Genomic DNA, 16,341 nt, shown 5'->3' on the forward strand with positions numbered 1-16,341 from the left:
CTTCACTAGCCGCAACAGCCATTATGAGCCCAAGTCGAGTCTCGTCTCCAAGTGCTTTGAACTGCTCGGCAAGGCTTGAAAGCGCCTTTGGCGAATACGAAATTTTGAGTTCTTTAGCCACGCCATAACTATACATTGACATTCTTCGATGTGTCATCTAATCTTTGAATCGAAGATTATCGATGGGAAGATTGTGAACGACAGCACTAAGTTGAATGAAGAATTCGATTCATCATGCTGTTGTTGCTGGTGGTGCTGATGGATCTGTTTATAACTGGTGGTTTTGCAGGACTTGCCCTGGCTATCCCCTTAGGCCCAATGGCGATTTTGCTTATTAGCACCACCATCAAACACGGTCGTGGAATAGGTATCTTCGGTGCCCTTGCTATGGCAACGGTTGACCTTTGTTATGCCGCTGTGGTTTTTGCTTTTGGAAATCTAGCAATAAGCCTTCTAACCGACTGGCTATTTCCCATGCGCTTGGCCGGCTCTCTCATATTGACAATTGTGGCTGTGAGGATTTTTATCGATGCCAGAAGATCCTCGGCCCTGAATCTGTCTTCAGATCCAATAGCTAAGCCCACAAGATTGGCAACATTTGCAAAATTCTTTGGACTGACCGTTCTAAACCCCGCTACTGCCTTTTACTTCGTAGGTATCACGCCGTCGGTAGCTGAGTTAGCATCCACTGGGGTTTTGATAGTTGGCATTGGCTTGTTTGCCTTGGGTGTTTTTGTTGGTTCGCTGGTTTGGCAATTTGGTCTGGTTTTTGCAGCCACCATCACTTCTAAATTCACCAATCACAAAGTTCAGCAAGGAATCCAGTACTCAGGAGCTTTATTGATCCTGGTTTTGGCAATAGTTCTAATTCTTCGGTAGTTGGGCTTAGCTCTGCCGGATCAGGTAGAAAACTCCACGTGTTGCATTAATGCTATGTAGCATCTATACTACATCTATGAGTAGAAATTCCGAAGACCCGGTATTCAACCAGATTGAGCAGATTCGCACTGCCCAGGGGCTGAGTAGGCAAGAACTAGCAGATCTGGTTGGAGTCCACTACCAAACCATTGGCTACCTAGAACGCGGGGAATACAGCCCCTCTCTGGTCCTAGCCCTTCGCATCGCCAAGGCCCTGAATAAGGAAGTTTCAGAGCTTTTTTCACTCAATGAAAAGAAGACAGGAAAGAAGTAATGTCCAAGAAGAACAAGATCTACTGGTCACTAGGCGTGACCGAGAAGGGCACCAGAGCCCTGCTTACGGATGAGAATTCGAAGTTCAAGTGGCTTAGGTCTCAGCGCAACAGGCGAGTGCTAGTTGTGCTTTACGCGCTTGGAATCCTTATAGTTTCCTTGGGAAGCTACTACCCGACGCTAAAAACTAACCTGAACATTTCTTCTGAGACCGAGATAACTGTTTTGGTTGTCACCGGAATTTTGGTCGCACTATCGGTTCTGATCGGGTACTCACTGCTAAGAGTGGCAGTTAGAGGAATCGCGGAAGCCCCTGACGAGCTTTTGGATGAGAGGCAAATTCAGATTCGCAACACCTCTTACCGGTATGCCTACTTGACCATGATGTACGTAGTGTTTGCAATTCTTCTGGCGATGCTCTTTGGTCCAGAGCTTGTGCTCTTTGAGCCTGAAGGTAACGACGGAAGCTACCTGGTTATTGCGGCACTCTTTGCGTTTGCCTCTGCGCCTTCGATGATTCTGGCTTGGCGAGAAAGGGACATCTAAAATGGCGATAACTCAAAGAGACAGTTTTCCCGACGTCCTTCGCGGCTTTGCCTTATTTGGCATAGCCATGGTCAACATCCAGTTTTTCTCAATCAGCACCTTCAATGGGGCTGAGGCCCTTGATCTAACGGATCCACAATCAGCAACCGTGGCATTCCTGGTCATGGCGCTTTTTCAAGCAAAGTTCTACCTGCTTTTCTCATTCCTATTTGGCTATTCGGCTCACTATGTACTGAAGGGTGAAAAGAGCAATAGAAGAAGATGGATTGCCAGGTCAGTTGGTTTGGTGACTCTAGGTTTACTGCACCTAACGTTCTTCTTCCACGGAGACATACTCTTTATCTACGGGGTATTTGCTCTCCTAATAACCCTGCTTTACTTCCGTAAGGAAAAGACTCTGAAGGTATGGGCTTGGGTGATTTACATCATCACAGCGCTGTTGTTTGTTGCAATTTCACTCCTGGTTTATCTTGGCGAAGTGTTCTTAGCGTCCAAAGGAAAAACCTTCCCGAGCCAAGAATCGATTGACTTCCTAGACGTTGCTTTGACTTCAGGTGGTTTCCTAGAGATAGCTGCTGCCAGATTTGAATTCTGGCTAATTGCAGCCGGGCCGGCATTTTTGCTTCAGGGATCTCTGGTCTTTGTTGCATTTATTATTGGTGTGCTCGTTGCTCGAAAGGGTGGACTCGGCGCTTCCTTGAAGCCAGAGCTAATGAAGAAATTTGCTATCTGGGGACTCACTCTGGGTCTAGGGCTTCAGTTACTTGCGGGCTACATCTTCATTACAAACGAACAAGCTGAGAGTTACAGCCTTAGCTTGTACCTAATCGCAATTGCAATGAATTTCTTGACCGCTCCCCTGATGTCAGCAGGATTAGTTGGTGGACTTTGGCTACTTAGCCAAAAGATGAAGCTTTCACTTCTAAGTGCCGCTGGTCGTCACTCGCTGAGCATCTACCTTGGTCAATCCTTGGTGTTTTCCACTTTGTTCTCGGCGTGGGGCTTCGGGTTGTTCCAAGAACTTAGCTTGCTTTACGTGGTTTTAATTGCAGTTGCAACCTGGCTTGCTCTCGCTTTGTTAGCACTACTAAACCTTCGTTACCGAACCAGGGGGCCTATGGAAGCACTGCTTTCGAGCTTCTCCAGATTATTTGAGAGGAAATCATGAACCTAGAGCAACTTGGCCTATTTGGAGTGTTCCTTGCTGGAGCAATCCCATGGTTTGAGGCAATTGCAGTGGTGCCAGCCGGAATCCTGTTTGGACTAGATCCAGTGCTGACAGTGATCGCTGCCGCCACAGGAAACATAATCACAATCGCAGTGTTCGCCTATGGTGGCAACTCAATCCGAAACTGGATTATTCGCAGGAGAGTGACCAAGGGTAAAACTGCCGAATCACCAAAACTAATCAAGGCCCAGCAGGCCTTTGATAAGTATGGAATCTATGGGATGGCCGTGCTAGGCCCAATCCTTATTGGAACTCAGTTTGCTGCAGCTGCTTCGGTAGCAGCTGGAGTAAAACCATTAAAGGTAACGCTATTGATCTCTGCTGCCATGGTCCTTTGGGCAATCGCAATTGCTTGGGTTATGGTCGCTCTCGGGGTTTCCGTAGTCGATTTGTGATCACTAGAAAACATCCAGAGTTAACTGGTCTTTGATCATTCGAACACTTTACTCCGCGAAAGCTATTTCACCCTAGGCCCGATTACTGCCGCTAGAGAATAACTTTTTGGCCTGTTTGAAAACAAAAATGATAAACAGTAAAACTATGTTGTTAATCTGCCATTTTTTCTTCTTCGGCTTTGACTCAACTTGAGGTTCCACTCTTGGAATGGCCCACCGTGAAGTGAATCTCCCAGGTTGTTCGTCGGGACGTGTCGCAGATGCGCCGACTCCTAAATAGCGATTTGTGCTCATTTTCCTTGCTCTCTCGACTCCCTAGATTCCTTCTGAGCACATTCGATGAAGAGCACGAAGTGTGGCCAAGGGAAATCTTTCAACCTTAACTTTGTTAGATTATGCCATATTTGGAATAACATGCCAATTTTGGCAGATTGTTACTAAAACTGGTTGCCCCTGCCTGGTTAGTTCATAAACTGTTAATGTGGCGAGCAAGCAAAAACAGGAGAACAATGGCGGTCAGCCGCTCTCGGCTTCCCAGCGCAATCGACTAGCCCTGATCAAATCTGCTCAAGAGGTGCTCGCAGATATCGGGCCGGAGGCCACTGTGGAGCAGTTTGTGGCGCACGCTGGGGTATCGTCAACAACGATTTATAACCATTTCTACAACAAAGAAACGTTGTTCAAAGAAGCCCTCGCCGAGGCTTGGCGAGAGTGGATTGACTGGGCGCATGGCGGCATTCCTGCTGACGAAAACTTCGAAACGATGATCGACGTGTGTAGAAAGTTATTCCGAGCTGCAAAGACTCATCCTGAGTTCAGCAGACTTATCAGCAAATCACTGTCTTATCCTGGGTTTGCAATCGAAGCAGTTCAGGCAGATGCGTTGCCCGCCCTAAAAAAAGTTGCGCGCCTCGGAGGTTTAACTAAGTCTGACTTCGATAAACGAACTAGGTTGTTCAGTTACTGTATTGCAGGAATTCTGCATGGCGTCCACACAACAAATGAGCTTTCGCCAGCGGATGCTGATGTTTCTTTAGGCATAGCACTTGGGATTTGGAATATCAGCCCTGAGAAAGCAAAATCAATTGTTTCTCGTCCGCTTTCAACATTTCTGTAATTCAGTCAGACTCAGTTACCACCCGAACGAGATTCGCAACCTTAACCTGGGCTAAAGAATTGACTTAGAGCGACTTAAGAATGTCGTTAACTCGTTCTTTAGCATCACCAAAGAGCATCTTGGCATTCGGCTTGTAAAACAGCGGGTTGGCAACACCGGCGTAACCAGAAGCCATCGATCGCTTGAAGACAATCACGTTCTCTGCTTCCCAAACCTTTAGCACCGGCATACCTGCGATTGGACTAGATGGGTTTTCAGTTGCGGCAGGGTTGACGGTGTCGTTGGCTCCGATCACCAAAACCACATTGGTGCCAGCTAGGTCGTCGTTGATCTCGTCCATTTCTAGAACGATGTCGTAAGGAACCTTGGCTTCTGCAAGTAGAACGTTCATGTGCCCTGGAAGTCTTCCTGCAACTGGGTGAATACCGAAGCGGACCTGGACACCCATCTCGCGAAGTTTCTTGGCAAGTTCCGCAACAGGGTACTGAGCTTGAGCTACGGCCATTCCATAACCTGGGGTGATAACTACCGACTTAGCGCTCTTTAGAAGCTCTGCTACAGAGGCAGCATCGATCTCGGTGTGCTCGCCGGTTTCCTCTTCAGATTCGGAAGGGGCTTGAATTCCATAGCCTCCAAAGATAACCGAGATAAAGCTTCGGTTCATCGCCCGGCACATGATGTAAGAAAGGTAAGCACCGGAGGATCCAACCAGCGCACCGGTCACAATCAACAAGTTGTTGCTCAAAAGGAAACCGGTTGCAGCAGCTGCCCAACCCGAGTAGCTATTTAGCATCGAGACAACTACCGGCATATCTCCACCACCGATAGATGCAACGAGGTGCCAACCAAGAGCTAGGGCCAATACTGTCACTGCTATTAGTAGACCCAGTTCTGGGGTGACAACGTAGGCAACGGTTAGAGCTACGAAGCCAACTAGTGCAAAGAGATTCAAGAAGTTTCTGCCTGGCAGAATCAATGGCTTTGAAGATATTTTTGCCGAGAGCTTTAGGTAGGCAACGATGGAACCAGTAAAGGTAATGGCTCCAATAAACACACCAATGAATACCTCAGCGCTATGAACAGCGGCGAGATCTGGACTTAGTTCCTTGGCGTGAAGTGCTCCGTTCCATCCAACAAGTACTGCTGTTAGTCCTACGAAGCTGTGAAAGAGGGCAATTAGCTCTGGCATGCCAGTCATGGCAACTACCTTTGCTCGCCATAAACCAATAACCGCACCAATAGCGAGTGCACCAACTAGAAGGCCTAGGCCAAGGACACCAGAGTCGCTCCACTCACCCGAAAAGGCCAACCAAATGGTTGCCACCATGGCGATAGCCATACCGGCGATTCCATATCGAACACCGGTTCTACCAGTTTCGTGCTTGCTGAGTCCTGCAAGGCTCATGATAAACAAAAGGGCAGCCGCAACATAAGCGGCGTTAGCGATAGCTAGTGCACTCATTAGTTATCTCCCTTCGTGAACATCTTGAGCATTCGGGAGGTAACGGCGAAACCACCAAACACGTTGATGCTGGCAAGTAAAACTCCAACAGCAGCAAGAATCTGAACCAGCAAGATGGCGTCGGTGATCTGCAATACGGCAGCCACAACCACAATTCCAGAGATGGCATTTGTCACAGACATTAGAGGTGTGTGAAGGGCGTGGTGGACTTTGCCAATCACATAGAAACCAATTACAACCGAAAGCATCAAAACTAAGAAGTGCTCCGGAAGAGGAGCTGGAGCAAGGGTCACAACACCAAACAGTGCCGCTAGGCCCAAGCCAATCAAGAGTGCTCTGGTCCTACCAGGCATCTTTTTCTTCTCTGGAATCACAACAGGCTCAGCCTTCGCTACCGGTGCCGCTGATACCTGAACCGGTGGCGGTGGCCAGGTGGTAGCACCATCCTTGACCACGGTGACCGAGCGCATCACAACATCTTCAAAGTCGATGACAGCCTTACCGTCCTTACCAGGAGTTAGTAGCTTCAAAAGGTTTACCAGGTTTGTTCCATAAAGCTGCGAGGACTGAGCCGGGAGTCTGGAAGGTAAGTCCGTATAGCCAAGAATGGTGACACCGTTAGCGGTGACAATTTTCTTTCCAGCAACAGATCCCGCCACATTTCCACCCTGAGCTGCGGCCATGTCAACAATTACGCTGCCAGGCTTCATAAGGGCAACGTCCTCAGCAGTAATTAGCTTCGGAGCTGGTCTTCCAGGAATTAGGGCGGTAGTAATAATGATGTCAACATCAGCTGCTTGCTCTGAATAAATCTCGGCAGCTCTTTGTTCGTAAGCCTTGCTAGTTTCTTTGGCATAGCCATCGCTTGACTGCATCTGCTCTTCGACTTCAACCAAGAGATATTCTCCACCAATTGATTTCACCTGATCGGCTACCTCTGGTCTTGGATCAGTTGCTCGAACAATTGCTCCAAGACTTGATGCAGAACCAATCGCTGCAAGACCTGCAACACCCGCTCCAGCAACAAGGACTTTGGCAGGTGCAACTTTTCCAGCAGCAGTAACCTGGCCGGTGAAGAAGCGACCAAATTCATGGGCTGCTTCAATAACCGCACGGTAACCTGCGATGTTTGCCATGGAGCTAAGTACGTCCATTGACTGCGCACGTGAGATTCTTGGGACCGCGTCCATCGCGAGCGCCGTGACGCCCTGCTTAGAAAGAGACTCAAGTAGTTCAGGCTTTAGGGCTGGGCTTAAAACTCCAACAAGAACTGCGCCTTTTTTGAGATTGCTGATCTCGGAATCTGATGGAGCGCTAACGGTAAGAACAATGTCTGCACCCCAGGCAGCAGCCTGGCTATCAATCTTGGCCCCAGCCGCTTCGTAGGCAGAGTCTGGAAATGAAGCCTTAATCCCGGCGCCTTTTTCAACCACAACTTCATAGCCAAGGGAGCGAATAACCTTGACTGTCTCAGGGGTTGCGGCAACCCTAGATTCAGCTTCCTGCTCTGCAACCACACCAATTAATGACACTTTGCTCCTTCGGGAAATCTAGTTCAGCATAAGTCTAGAGGGGCGTTTGAGGCCCAAATGGCGAGCGCCTATTCAGGCCTAATGTCACCATCGTTAGATTGCTGATTGATCATGGCGGTTAGGGTTTCATTTGCGGTCTTGACTATTTCGTAAGTCCTCGAAATCAGCTCTTCTGCCGACTGGGAGCTAAGTAGGTCTAGTTGATCCAGTGGGCCAACTGGAAGCACCCCAGCCATCTGCCAGCAGGCATCCATTGGATCATCGCTGAATTCGATGTCAGCGCCAAACTGGAGGCTGCCAAATTCGCTAACAAAAGCCAGTAATTGCCGAACTTTTGTTTCCAGATGAGCTTTGGCGGGAAGGAGGCTATCGTCCCAAATCAAGTCGGGAAGCAACTCGACGTCGGCAAGTGGATAGGGGTCATCGGGTAACCAAGCGTTCACTCTAAATCTTTGTGATCCGAAAGATTCCAGTCCTAGGAATTCTTGTGTGGTGCCAATCTCGGTAACGGAGGCAATGGTTCCTATGCTCATACGCTTTTCTCCACCGCCTACTTCTTTACCGCGCTCGATTAGCACAACTCCAAACTCTGGTTTCTCGGAAGCCACAAGATCGCCTAACAGCTTTAGGTAGCGCTGCTCAAAGATTCGAAGCGGTAGTGGCATGGCAGGCAACAAAACAGAGCCTAGGGGGAACATGGGCATTACTGGCATGGTTCAGTTAGCACTCGACAACGTTTACGGCCAAGCCACCCATCGAGGTCTCTTTGTACTTGGTAGACATGTCAACACCGGTTTGTCTCATGGTTTCAATCACGGTATCCAAAGAGATCTTGTGATCGCCATCCCCCAACATAGCTAGCCTCATGGCTGCAACCGCAGTTCCTGCTGCAATGGCATTTCTTTCAATGCAGGGCAGTTGAACAAAGCCTCCCACTGGATCGCAAGTCAGTCCTAGGTTGTGCTCCATGGCAATTTCCGCAGCGTTCTCAACCTGCTCGTTCGTGCCACCCAGCACAGCAGTAATTCCTGCAGCGGCCATAGAGCAAGCTGATCCAACTTCGCCCTGACACCCAGCCTCTGCTCCAGAAATAGAAGCATTTAACTTATAGAGCGCGCCAATTGCTCCAGCGGTTAACAAATAATCGCGCGCAATCTTTTCGTCGCTTATTCCACGGAACTGATTGGCAAAGTACGCAACCGCAGGAATGATGCCGGCGGCACCATTTGTTGGAGCAGTGACAACCCGCATCCCTGCGGCATTTTCTTCGTTTACGGCAATGGCAAAGGCCTGAAGCCATTCGGCTGTTAGATCCCCTGCGCTGTTTTCGCTTTTGGACATTTCGGCCAGGCGCTCTGTCATGCCGCGAGCTCTTCTTGGGACATTGAGGTACCCAGGTAAGACCCCCTCATTGCTAAGCCCGGATTGAATACAGGCCTTCATGGCAGACCATATCGAGGCAAGCCTGGCGTGAACGGCCTGCTCGCCATGGATTGCCACCTCATTGCGATAGGCAATTTCCGCAATTGAGACCCTTTCGGAGTTGGCATGGGCCATCAACTCAACCGCGGAATTGAAAGGGTATGGAACATCCCTATGGACCTTTAGGGTTTCTGTTTCACCCTCGATAAAGCCGCCACCAACTGAGAAGAAGACCGCGCCGTGAATCAGTTCATCGTTTTTGTAAGCCTGGAATCTCATGCCGTTTGAATGCTTAGTCAGCCTTTCTTTGCGCTCAAAAACTAGGTCACTTTCGCTAAAGGCAACAGTGTTTCCAAGAAGAGAAATCTGCTTGTTGGCTTTGGCGTTCTCGTAGAGTTTTAGAACTTCCATTGGATTGCACTCTTCTGGAGTGTTGCCTGCAAGACCAGCAACTAAGGCGTTGGTAGTTCCATGTCCTGCGCCGGTAGCGGCCAAAGATCCATAAAGCGTTACTTGAATGCGAGTTATATCTTGGGGATTATCAAGCTCCAGCGCAAAGGCGCGAGCTGCTCTCATCGGTCCCACGGTGTGAGAAGAAGATGGTCCTATTCCTATGGTGAATAGATCTAGTGTTCCTACGTATGTCATTTGCTTCCGTTCGTGAAAACGGGCCGGCGCAATGCCGGCCCGTCTCTCATCACTAATTTACTTGTTGTTCTTAATTGCGTATTCCTCTTCAGGAGACATAACTAGGTTGTGTCTTCCGTATACCGCGAAGATGATCAACATAATCACGTAGATCACAGCGATACCGAAGATGGCAGTTTGGAACGCAGGGTTGATTAGGTATCCAACGAATGAAATACCTGCGATTATCGCAGCAGCCCAAGCTCCTGGAACACCCCAAGGTGAAACGTATGGGCGCTTTAGGTTTGGTAGCTTGCGGCGAAGGATTAGGAAGCTAACTGCCTGCATCATGTAGGCAAGCATGGCTCCCCATACAGCGATGTTTAGAACGATAGCTCCAGCAACTGCACCGGCACCTTCAGCGTCCAAAGCTGTTAGGACCTCGATGGCTAGTAGAGCCAAGAAGCCGATTAGTCCACCAACGATTAGAGATGCCAAAGGCACGTTCTTGCTGTTGGTAACAGATAGACCCTTCGGGTAGTAACCAGCTCTAGACAGTGAGTACATGTTTCTGGCGTAAGCAAACATGATTCCCTGAAGAGAAGCCAATAGACCAATCAGTGCAATCAGTCCAAGTAGGGCAGCTAGCTGATCTCCAACCATCACACGGAAACCATCAAGTAGTGGCTCTCCCGCAACGCGAAGCTCCTCTGCTCCAACGATTCCAGTGTTTAGGAACAGGATCAACAAACCGGTTGCAATCAGTGTGGTACGTGCCCACAGACCAGCCTTTGGAATGTCCTTGGCAGGGTCTTTAGCTTCTTCAGCTGCAAGTGGAAGTTCTTCAATACCTAGGAAGAACCAAACTGCGAACGGAATGGCCCACAAAATACCTTCGATACCAAATGGCAGGAATGCACTCTGTCCTTCTTCGGGAGCAATGTTGAAGAGGTTGTCCCAACTAAACAGTCCAGAGAAAGCAGCCATAAGTGAGAACACAAGAATGATTGCTAGCGAGACAACCGCAACGATAATTGCAAATCTAAACGCGGTGTGTGAACCAGCAGCGTTGAGAACAATAAACACAACGTAGAGAATTACCCACCAAGCCCAAGCTGGAAGTGATACTCCGAGCAGCTCGGTTGCGATTCCATCTGCATACGATGCTGAGAAGAAAACGACAACGGCAGTTGTTGCAACATAGGTAATTGTTTCAGCAAGACCGGTGATGAAACCTCCCCAGGGTCCAATCGCGGTTCTTGCAAAGGAATATGCTCCGCCAGTGTGAGGCATGGCAGCTGCCATTTCTCCGATCGAGAACATCAGACCGTAGTACATGATCACCAAAATTCCAAAGGCAATCAAGAGGCCACCAAAGCCTCCAACGTCTAGACCAAAGTTCCAACCTGAGAAGTCACCGGAGATAACTGCAGCAATTGCAAGTCCCCAGAGACCCAAAAGGCCAGCCGCACGAGTCAGCTGGCGTTTTTCAAAATAACCGGCTTCAGGCTTTTTATATGTAACGCCTGAAACTTTTGTGTTTTCCGAAGACATTCGGTTTCCTATCCGTCGCTTCAGAATTGCACCTCGAGGGTCGAGGGGCTTCATCCACGACATTGTGAATGGGTTGTTTCACTACGAATGCTAGACCCATTTGAGGACCCAAATTGGCCCTTTGGGCAAAAATCCTCGTTCAATTTGTAAACAATTTAGGGGGCCGTTCTGGCCCTCTGGCCCTAGGTCTAGGCTGGTTTAATAAGCAGTGGAGAACTCTCCTGTAATGTCGTGGTTGGAAAACCAACCTCAAAGAAGAGGAATTACCTATGGCCACCAAAGGCTACATTTCAATGGACCAGCTCAAAACTCTCTATAAAGCTGGTGAAATAGACACCGTCATTATGGCGTTTACCGACATGCAGGGAAGGCTAATCGGCAAGCGAGTAGCCGCTAGGCACTTCATCGACAACATCGCAGGTCACGCAGCCGAGTGCTGCAACTATCTACTTGCAGTCGACATCGAAAACAACACCATCCAGGGCTATGAGATCTCCTCTTGGGATACCGGCTACGCAGACATGGCAATGGTTCCAGATATGAAAACCATGCGCATGGCCCCATGGCTTCCTGGCAGCGTAATTGTTACCACCGATCTTCACACCACATCACACCAAGTTATTCCTCAGTCCCCTCGTTCAATCTTGAAAGCTCAAATCGACAAGCTGGAAAAGATGGGAATGAAAGCGCTGGTTGGAACCGAGCTTGAATTCATTGTTTTTGACGACAGCTTCAGGGAAGCTTGGGCCAAAGGCTATCGTGACATCAAGCCTTCTACCGATTACAACGTTGACTACGACCTACTCGCTTCAACAAGAGTCGAACCTCTCCTAAGGGAAATCAGAAACTCGATGGATGATGCTGGAATGTATTGCGAAGGCGTGAAGGGTGAGTGCAACCTAGGTCAGCAAGAAATTGCATTCCTATACGACGAGGTTATGACTACCTGCGATAACCACAGCATCTACAAATCAGGCGCGAAGATGATTGCCGATAAGCATGGCAAGAGCTTGACGTTTATGGCTAAGTACAACGAGCGTGAAGGCAACTCCTGTCACATTCACATGTCCTTCCGCTCGCTTGACGACAAGGCAGTCTTTGCCGACAAAGCCGATCCGCTTGGCATGTCAGATACCTTCAAGCACTTCATTGCTGGACAAATTGCCCTGATGCGCGAATTCAGCTTGCTTTACGCTCCTCAGATCAATTCATATAAAAGGTTCGTTGAAGGAAGCTTTGCTCCAACATCTGTTGCCTGGGGCGCTGACAACCGTACTGTTTCTTTGCGCGTTGTTGGCCAAGGGCTTGGAATGCGAGTTGAAAACCGCGTTCCTGGAGGAGATGTCAACCAGTACCTAGCCACCGCCGCCATGATCGCAGCTGGAATCTATGGCATTGAGAACAAGCTTGAGCTGGAGCCGATGACCACCGGAAATGGCTACGCCTCCGGAAAGCCTCATGTTCCAGCCACCATGCAAGAGGCCTTGGATCTTTTCCGAAACTCCAAGATCGCTAGAGCTAGCTTCGGTGACAAGGTTGTTGACCACTATCTCCACTACGCCAAGACTGAGATTCAAGCTTTCAATAGCGCCATTACCGATTGGGAGAGGGTGCGCGGCTTTGAGCGGACCTAAACCCCTTATTGGACTGACGAGCTACCGCCAGCAAGGTCAAACCGGAGTCTGGGACACCGAGATGGCAATGATCCCTGCCTTCTATATAGAAGGCATTACCCGATCAGGTGGGGTAGCTGTAATGATCCCGCCGCAGCAGCTTGAAACCGCAGAAGCTAAAGACATCATTGCCTCTTTAGATGGGCTGATGCTTTGTGGTGGAAGAGACATTGATCCATCTAGATATGGCCAAGCCCCTCATGGTGAAGCCGAGGAACCAGACAAGCTTCGTGATCAGCTCGAGGAGAAACTTCTATCTGCAGCCATCGAGGCTGACCTTCCATTTCTCGGAATTTGCCGTGGAGCACAGATGCTAAACATCAACCGTGGTGGAACTTTGATTCAGCACTTACCGGATGTAATCGGTGACAACCGATACCAAAAAGGCAATGCGGAGTTCACCCCAGCTGAAGTATCAGTAGAGGGCGATTCCAAACTGGGCGAACTTGTCGGAGATAAAGTTTCCAATGCTGCTTTGTATCACCACCAGGCAATTGATCAAGTGGGCAAAGGGCTCAAGGTGACAGCCAAGAGCGAAGACGGAATTGTTGAAGCTGTGGAGCTTGAAGATCACCCATTTGGTGTTGCGGTTCAGTGGCACCCAGAGCAAACTCTTGAAGATCTAAGAATCTTTGAAGGCCTAGTCGAAGCGGCAAGAAAGTATCGAGGATCTAAATGAGCTACACCCTGATAAACCCAGCCACCGAAGAGCAGATGGAAACCATCGCACACGCTGACCTGGGCCAAACCGATGCTGCAATTGAGCTAGCCGCTAAGGCCCAAAAGAAGTGGGCTGCCCTAAACCCTTCTGATCGAGCCATGTTGTTGCACCGCTTTGCAGCCACGGTAGATGCCAACATCGAGGCCCTAGCTCAGCTAGAGGTTCGAAACTCTGGTCACCCAATCTCCCAGGCTCGCTGGGAGGCAACTCACGTTAGAAACGTGCTCGAGTATTACTCGGCTTCTCCTGAGCGGCTAATTGGAAAACAGATTCCAGTTGCTGGCGGAATAGCCGTTACCTTCAACGAACCAATTGGTGTTGTTGGAGTTATAACCCCTTGGAATTTCCCAATGACCATTGCCAGCTGGGGTTTTGCTCCGGCACTAGCTGCTGGCAATGCAGTTGTTCTAAAGCCAGCCGAGTGGACACCTTTATCTAGCGTCAAGATTGGCGAGCTTGCTCTAGAGGCGGGTCTTCCAGAAGGACTATTCCAGGTAATCCCAGGTAAGGGATCAGTAGTTGGAGATAGGTTCCTGACCCACCCTAAGGTTGGCAAAGTTGTCTTCACTGGATCCACTGAAGTTGGCAAGCAGGTTATGCGCAAGGCTGCTGACCAGGTCAAGAGAGTAACTCTCGAGCTTGGGGGCAAGAGCGCCAACATTGTTTTTGCTGATGCTGATGTTGATAAGGCAGCAGCAGCTGCGCCTAGCTCGGTATTTGAAAACGCTGGCCAGGACTGCTGCGCAAGAAGCCGCATCTTGGTTGAAGCTTCTGTTTATGACCGCTTCATGGAGGGCTTAGAAAAATCAGTCAAGGCTTACAAAGTTGGCGACCCAACTGATGAAGCAACGGAGATGGGTCCATTGGTTTCCAAGAAGCATTTCGAAAACGTAGATGAGTATCTATCCGATGGCAATGTTGCCTTTAGGGGAAATGCGCCAACTGGTAAGGGATATTTCATGGCTCCTGCGGTACTAACCCCAGCAAAGCTAACTGATCGTTGCATGACCGAAGAGATCTTCGGTCCTGTTGTTTCGGTTTACCGCTTCAAGGACGAAGCCGAGGCTCTGCAGATTGCTAACAGTTCTGAATACGGCCTAAGTGGTTCTATTTGGACTCGTGACCTAGGACGTGGAATCAGGGTCTCGAGGGCTTTGGAGAGTGGAAACCTTTCTGTGAACTCTCACTCCTCCGTTCGATACAACACTCCATTTGGAGGCTTCAAGCAATCTGGTCTTGGCCGAGAGCTTGGACCCGATGCACCGCTTCACTTCACCGAAGAAAAAACCGTTTACTACCCCGCTGATTAGGAGAAACAAAATGACAGTAAAGAAGATAGATCTGACCCAGCGTCTAGCGGGCAAAGTAGCCGTAATCACAGGCGGTGCCTCCGGTATTGGATTGGCTACCGCCCGCCGCTTCGCTGCTGAGGGTGCCAAGGTCGTAATCGGTGACATGGATCCGGTAACTGGCGAAAAAGCCGCCGCCGAGGTTGATGGTGCTTTCATCCAGGTCAACGTAGCCGATGAAGCTCAGGTGAACCACCTATTTGATGAGACAGTAAAGCTTTTTGGCAGCGTTGATATCGCTTTCAACAACGCTGGCATCTCACCACCGGATGATGACTCGATTGAAACCACAGAGCTTCCAGCTTGGCAAAAGGTGCAAGATGTAAACCTAAAAAGCGTTTACCTTTGCTGCCGTGCAGCCCTTAGGCACATGACCAAGCAGCAATCAGGTTCGATTATCAACACTGCTTCCTTTGTTGCTGTGCTTGGTAGTGCTACCAGCCAGATTTCATACACCGCCTCCAAAGGTGGAGTGCTTGCAATGAGCCGCGAGCTGGGAGTCCAGTTTGCCCGTCAGGGAATTAGAGTAAACGCACTTTGCCCTGGGCCTGTAAATACACCACTGCTACAAGAACTGTTTGCTAAAGATCCAGAGCGTGCAGCTCGTAGGCTAATCCACATCCCAATTGGAAGATTTGCTAACCCAGAAGAACTAGCAGCATCGGTAGCATTCCTAGCATCCGACGACAGCTCGTTTATTACTGGTTCAACCTTCTTGGTTGATGGCGGAATCTCTGGAGCTTACGTAACTCCGCTATAAAGATTTCTTCGGCTTTACTAGAGCAATCTTTTCGAGAAAGTTATCAACCAACTCGAAAGCTCGCTGCCTTGACTCAGCAGTTAGAGCTCTGGTTTGCTCCATAACAACCTTTGGGTCTTGTCCGTCTGCTGCCAATTCATCGTTGCCATCCCAGATCAACCATCCCTCTAGTACTTCGACGTCTAGTTCTGGGTGGAATTGCAGGGCTAATGATTTGCGATATGTGAAGGCCTGCGAGGCCAATGCGGTTCTTGCAATTTCTTTAGCTCCAGGCGGAACTTTCCAGTAGTCATAGTGAAACTGAAACCAGGGACCGTTAGATACAAGGTCTTGCTGGTCGCTAAAGATGTATGTCCAGCCAAGCTCAGGTCTGGGTCCTGGTGCAACGCTGCCACCTAATGCTCGCGCCATTAGTTGACCGCCGAAGCAGATTCCAAGAACTGGGACATCGGCTTCAATAGCAGCTTTGATCCATTTGAGTTCTGGTTGTAACCAGTTGCCGATACAGGCATCATCCCAAGCTCCCCAAGGTGAGCCCAGTGGAATGATGACGTCGTAGTTTGAATAGTCAGGAAATTCAACTTCGATGTTGGGCTCCCGATACTTTTCTTTTGGGACCACAAGCATCGTTTCAATCTCAAACCCAATTTGTTGAAATCTTTCACCAACCGGTCCGAGCGGAGACACGTGATCGTGTTGGATAAAAAGCACTTTCATGGAATCTCCTCTGCAGAAAAGATTACTAGCTTGAGGGAGAAAAAAAA

16 protein-coding genes are annotated in these 16,341 nt (G+C 49.2%); 10 read left to right on the top strand and 6 right to left on the bottom strand.

The annotated features are described in order from the left end of the window. Positions 1–234: 234 nt before the first annotated feature. From AC9UCN_RS06250 to AC9UCN_RS06275, 6 genes are all read left to right on the top strand, one after another. Positions 235–879, top strand: a complete 645-nt coding sequence (locus AC9UCN_RS06250) for a LysE family translocator (protein ID WP_509525018.1) — start codon at positions 235–237, stop codon at positions 877–879. A 76-nt stretch (positions 880–955) separates the two neighbouring features. Then, positions 956–1,192: a helix-turn-helix transcriptional regulator gene (locus AC9UCN_RS06255; protein WP_509525020.1), complete on the top strand. Its 237-nt coding sequence runs from the start codon at positions 956–958 to the stop codon at positions 1,190–1,192. Then, complete coding sequence (locus AC9UCN_RS06260; protein WP_509525023.1) at positions 1,192–1,737, top strand: hypothetical protein; 546 nt, start codon at positions 1,192–1,194, stop codon at positions 1,735–1,737. Before AC9UCN_RS06255 ends, AC9UCN_RS06260 begins: the two co-directional genes overlap by 1 nt. Before the next feature lies 1 nt (position 1,738). Further along, the gene (locus AC9UCN_RS06265; protein ID WP_509525025.1) at positions 1,739–2,905 is read left to right on the top strand and encodes a DUF418 domain-containing protein; all 1,167 of its coding nucleotides are present in this window, start codon (positions 1,739–1,741) and stop codon (positions 2,903–2,905) included. Next, positions 2,902–3,360 (top strand): small multi-drug export protein, encoded by a 459-nt coding sequence (locus AC9UCN_RS06270; protein ID WP_509525028.1) that lies wholly within the window; start codon positions 2,902–2,904, stop codon positions 3,358–3,360. Before AC9UCN_RS06265 ends, AC9UCN_RS06270 begins: the two co-directional genes overlap by 4 nt. 481 nt (positions 3,361–3,841) lie before the next feature. After that, positions 3,842–4,477 carry a TetR/AcrR family transcriptional regulator gene (locus AC9UCN_RS06275; RefSeq protein ID WP_509525030.1) on the top strand — a complete coding sequence of 212 codons (636 nt, stop codon included), beginning with the start codon at positions 3,842–3,844 and terminating at the stop codon, positions 4,475–4,477. A gap of 64 nt (positions 4,478–4,541) precedes the next feature. Here the strand turns inward: AC9UCN_RS06275 and pntB are convergent, their stop codons facing one another. The 5 genes from pntB to AC9UCN_RS06300 form a co-directional block, all read right to left on the bottom strand. Continuing rightward, positions 4,542–5,939, bottom strand: a complete 1,398-nt coding sequence (gene pntB / locus AC9UCN_RS06280; protein WP_509525033.1) for a Re/Si-specific NAD(P)(+) transhydrogenase subunit beta — start codon at positions 5,937–5,939, stop codon at positions 4,542–4,544. Beyond that, positions 5,939–7,471, bottom strand: coding sequence for a Re/Si-specific NAD(P)(+) transhydrogenase subunit alpha (locus AC9UCN_RS06285; RefSeq protein WP_509525036.1), 1,533 nt, complete (start codon positions 7,469–7,471; stop codon positions 5,939–5,941). Before AC9UCN_RS06285 ends, pntB begins: the two co-directional genes overlap by 1 nt. Before the next feature lie 68 nt (positions 7,472–7,539). Further along, a complete protein-coding gene (locus tag AC9UCN_RS06290; protein WP_509525038.1) occupies positions 7,540–8,184 on the bottom strand; it encodes an LON peptidase substrate-binding domain-containing protein in 645 nt (214 codons plus the stop codon). 7 nt (positions 8,185–8,191) lie between these two features. Continuing rightward, entirely contained in the window at positions 8,192–9,541 is a 1,350-nt protein-coding gene (locus tag AC9UCN_RS06295) for an L-serine ammonia-lyase (RefSeq protein ID WP_509525041.1), read from the bottom strand. A 57-nt stretch (positions 9,542–9,598) separates the two neighbouring features. Then, positions 9,599–11,074, bottom strand: a complete 1,476-nt coding sequence (locus tag AC9UCN_RS06300; RefSeq protein WP_509525043.1) for an amino acid permease — start codon at positions 11,072–11,074, stop codon at positions 9,599–9,601. 269 nt (positions 11,075–11,343) lie between these two features. Between AC9UCN_RS06300 and AC9UCN_RS06305 the strand changes: the two genes are divergently transcribed. From AC9UCN_RS06305 to AC9UCN_RS06320, 4 genes are read left to right on the top strand one after another with little or no spacing between them, the layout of a single operon-like run. Further along, complete coding sequence (locus AC9UCN_RS06305) at positions 11,344–12,708, top strand: glutamine synthetase family protein (RefSeq protein WP_509525045.1); 1,365 nt, start codon at positions 11,344–11,346, stop codon at positions 12,706–12,708. Further along, positions 12,695–13,426 (top strand): gamma-glutamyl-gamma-aminobutyrate hydrolase family protein, encoded by a 732-nt coding sequence (locus AC9UCN_RS06310; RefSeq protein ID WP_509525046.1) that lies wholly within the window; start codon positions 12,695–12,697, stop codon positions 13,424–13,426. The genes AC9UCN_RS06305 and AC9UCN_RS06310 overlap by 14 nt, the downstream gene beginning before the upstream one ends. Then, positions 13,423–14,778, top strand: a complete 1,356-nt coding sequence (locus AC9UCN_RS06315) for an aldehyde dehydrogenase family protein (protein WP_509525048.1) — start codon at positions 13,423–13,425, stop codon at positions 14,776–14,778. Before AC9UCN_RS06310 ends, AC9UCN_RS06315 begins: the two co-directional genes overlap by 4 nt. A gap of 10 nt (positions 14,779–14,788) precedes the next feature. Then, positions 14,789–15,577, top strand: a complete 789-nt coding sequence (locus AC9UCN_RS06320; protein ID WP_509525051.1) for a 3-oxoacyl-ACP reductase — start codon at positions 14,789–14,791, stop codon at positions 15,575–15,577. Here AC9UCN_RS06320 and AC9UCN_RS06325 read toward each other — a convergent pair. After that, positions 15,572–16,294, bottom strand: coding sequence for a type 1 glutamine amidotransferase (locus tag AC9UCN_RS06325; protein ID WP_509525053.1), 723 nt, complete (start codon positions 16,292–16,294; stop codon positions 15,572–15,574). The genes AC9UCN_RS06320 and AC9UCN_RS06325 overlap by 6 nt on opposite strands. Positions 16,295–16,341: the final 47 nt, after the last annotated feature.

The organism is Rhodoluna sp. (assembly GCF_036721215.1).
Taxonomy (GTDB): domain Bacteria; phylum Actinomycetota; class Actinomycetes; order Actinomycetales; family Microbacteriaceae; genus Rhodoluna.

Excerpts from the sequence above, each read along its gene's own strand:
- AC9UCN_RS06250 (WP_509525018.1), top strand. The coding sequence starts at position 235 with ATGCTGTTGTTGCTGGTGGTGCTGATGGATCTGTTTATAACTGGTGGT.
- AC9UCN_RS06255 (WP_509525020.1), top strand. The coding sequence starts at position 956 with ATGAGTAGAAATTCCGAAGACCCGGTATTCAACCAGATTGAGCAGATT.
- AC9UCN_RS06260 (WP_509525023.1), top strand. The coding sequence starts at position 1,192 with ATGTCCAAGAAGAACAAGATCTACTGGTCACTAGGCGTGACCGAGAAG.
- AC9UCN_RS06265 (WP_509525025.1), top strand. The coding sequence starts at position 1,739 with ATGGCGATAACTCAAAGAGACAGTTTTCCCGACGTCCTTCGCGGCTTT.
- AC9UCN_RS06270 (WP_509525028.1), top strand. The coding sequence starts at position 2,902 with ATGAACCTAGAGCAACTTGGCCTATTTGGAGTGTTCCTTGCTGGAGCA.
- pntB (WP_509525033.1), bottom strand. The coding sequence starts at position 5,939 with ATGAGTGCACTAGCTATCGCTAACGCCGCTTATGTTGCGGCTGCCCTT.
- AC9UCN_RS06290 (WP_509525038.1), bottom strand. The coding sequence starts at position 8,184 with ATGCCAGTAATGCCCATGTTCCCCCTAGGCTCTGTTTTGTTGCCTGCC.
- AC9UCN_RS06295 (WP_509525041.1), bottom strand. The coding sequence starts at position 9,541 with ATGACATACGTAGGAACACTAGATCTATTCACCATAGGAATAGGACCA.
- AC9UCN_RS06300 (WP_509525043.1), bottom strand. The coding sequence starts at position 11,074 with ATGTCTTCGGAAAACACAAAAGTTTCAGGCGTTACATATAAAAAGCCT.
- AC9UCN_RS06305 (WP_509525045.1), top strand. The coding sequence starts at position 11,344 with ATGGCCACCAAAGGCTACATTTCAATGGACCAGCTCAAAACTCTCTAT.
- AC9UCN_RS06315 (WP_509525048.1), top strand. The coding sequence starts at position 13,423 with ATGAGCTACACCCTGATAAACCCAGCCACCGAAGAGCAGATGGAAACC.
- AC9UCN_RS06320 (WP_509525051.1), top strand. The coding sequence starts at position 14,789 with ATGACAGTAAAGAAGATAGATCTGACCCAGCGTCTAGCGGGCAAAGTA.
- AC9UCN_RS06325 (WP_509525053.1), bottom strand. The coding sequence starts at position 16,294 with ATGAAAGTGCTTTTTATCCAACACGATCACGTGTCTCCGCTCGGACCG.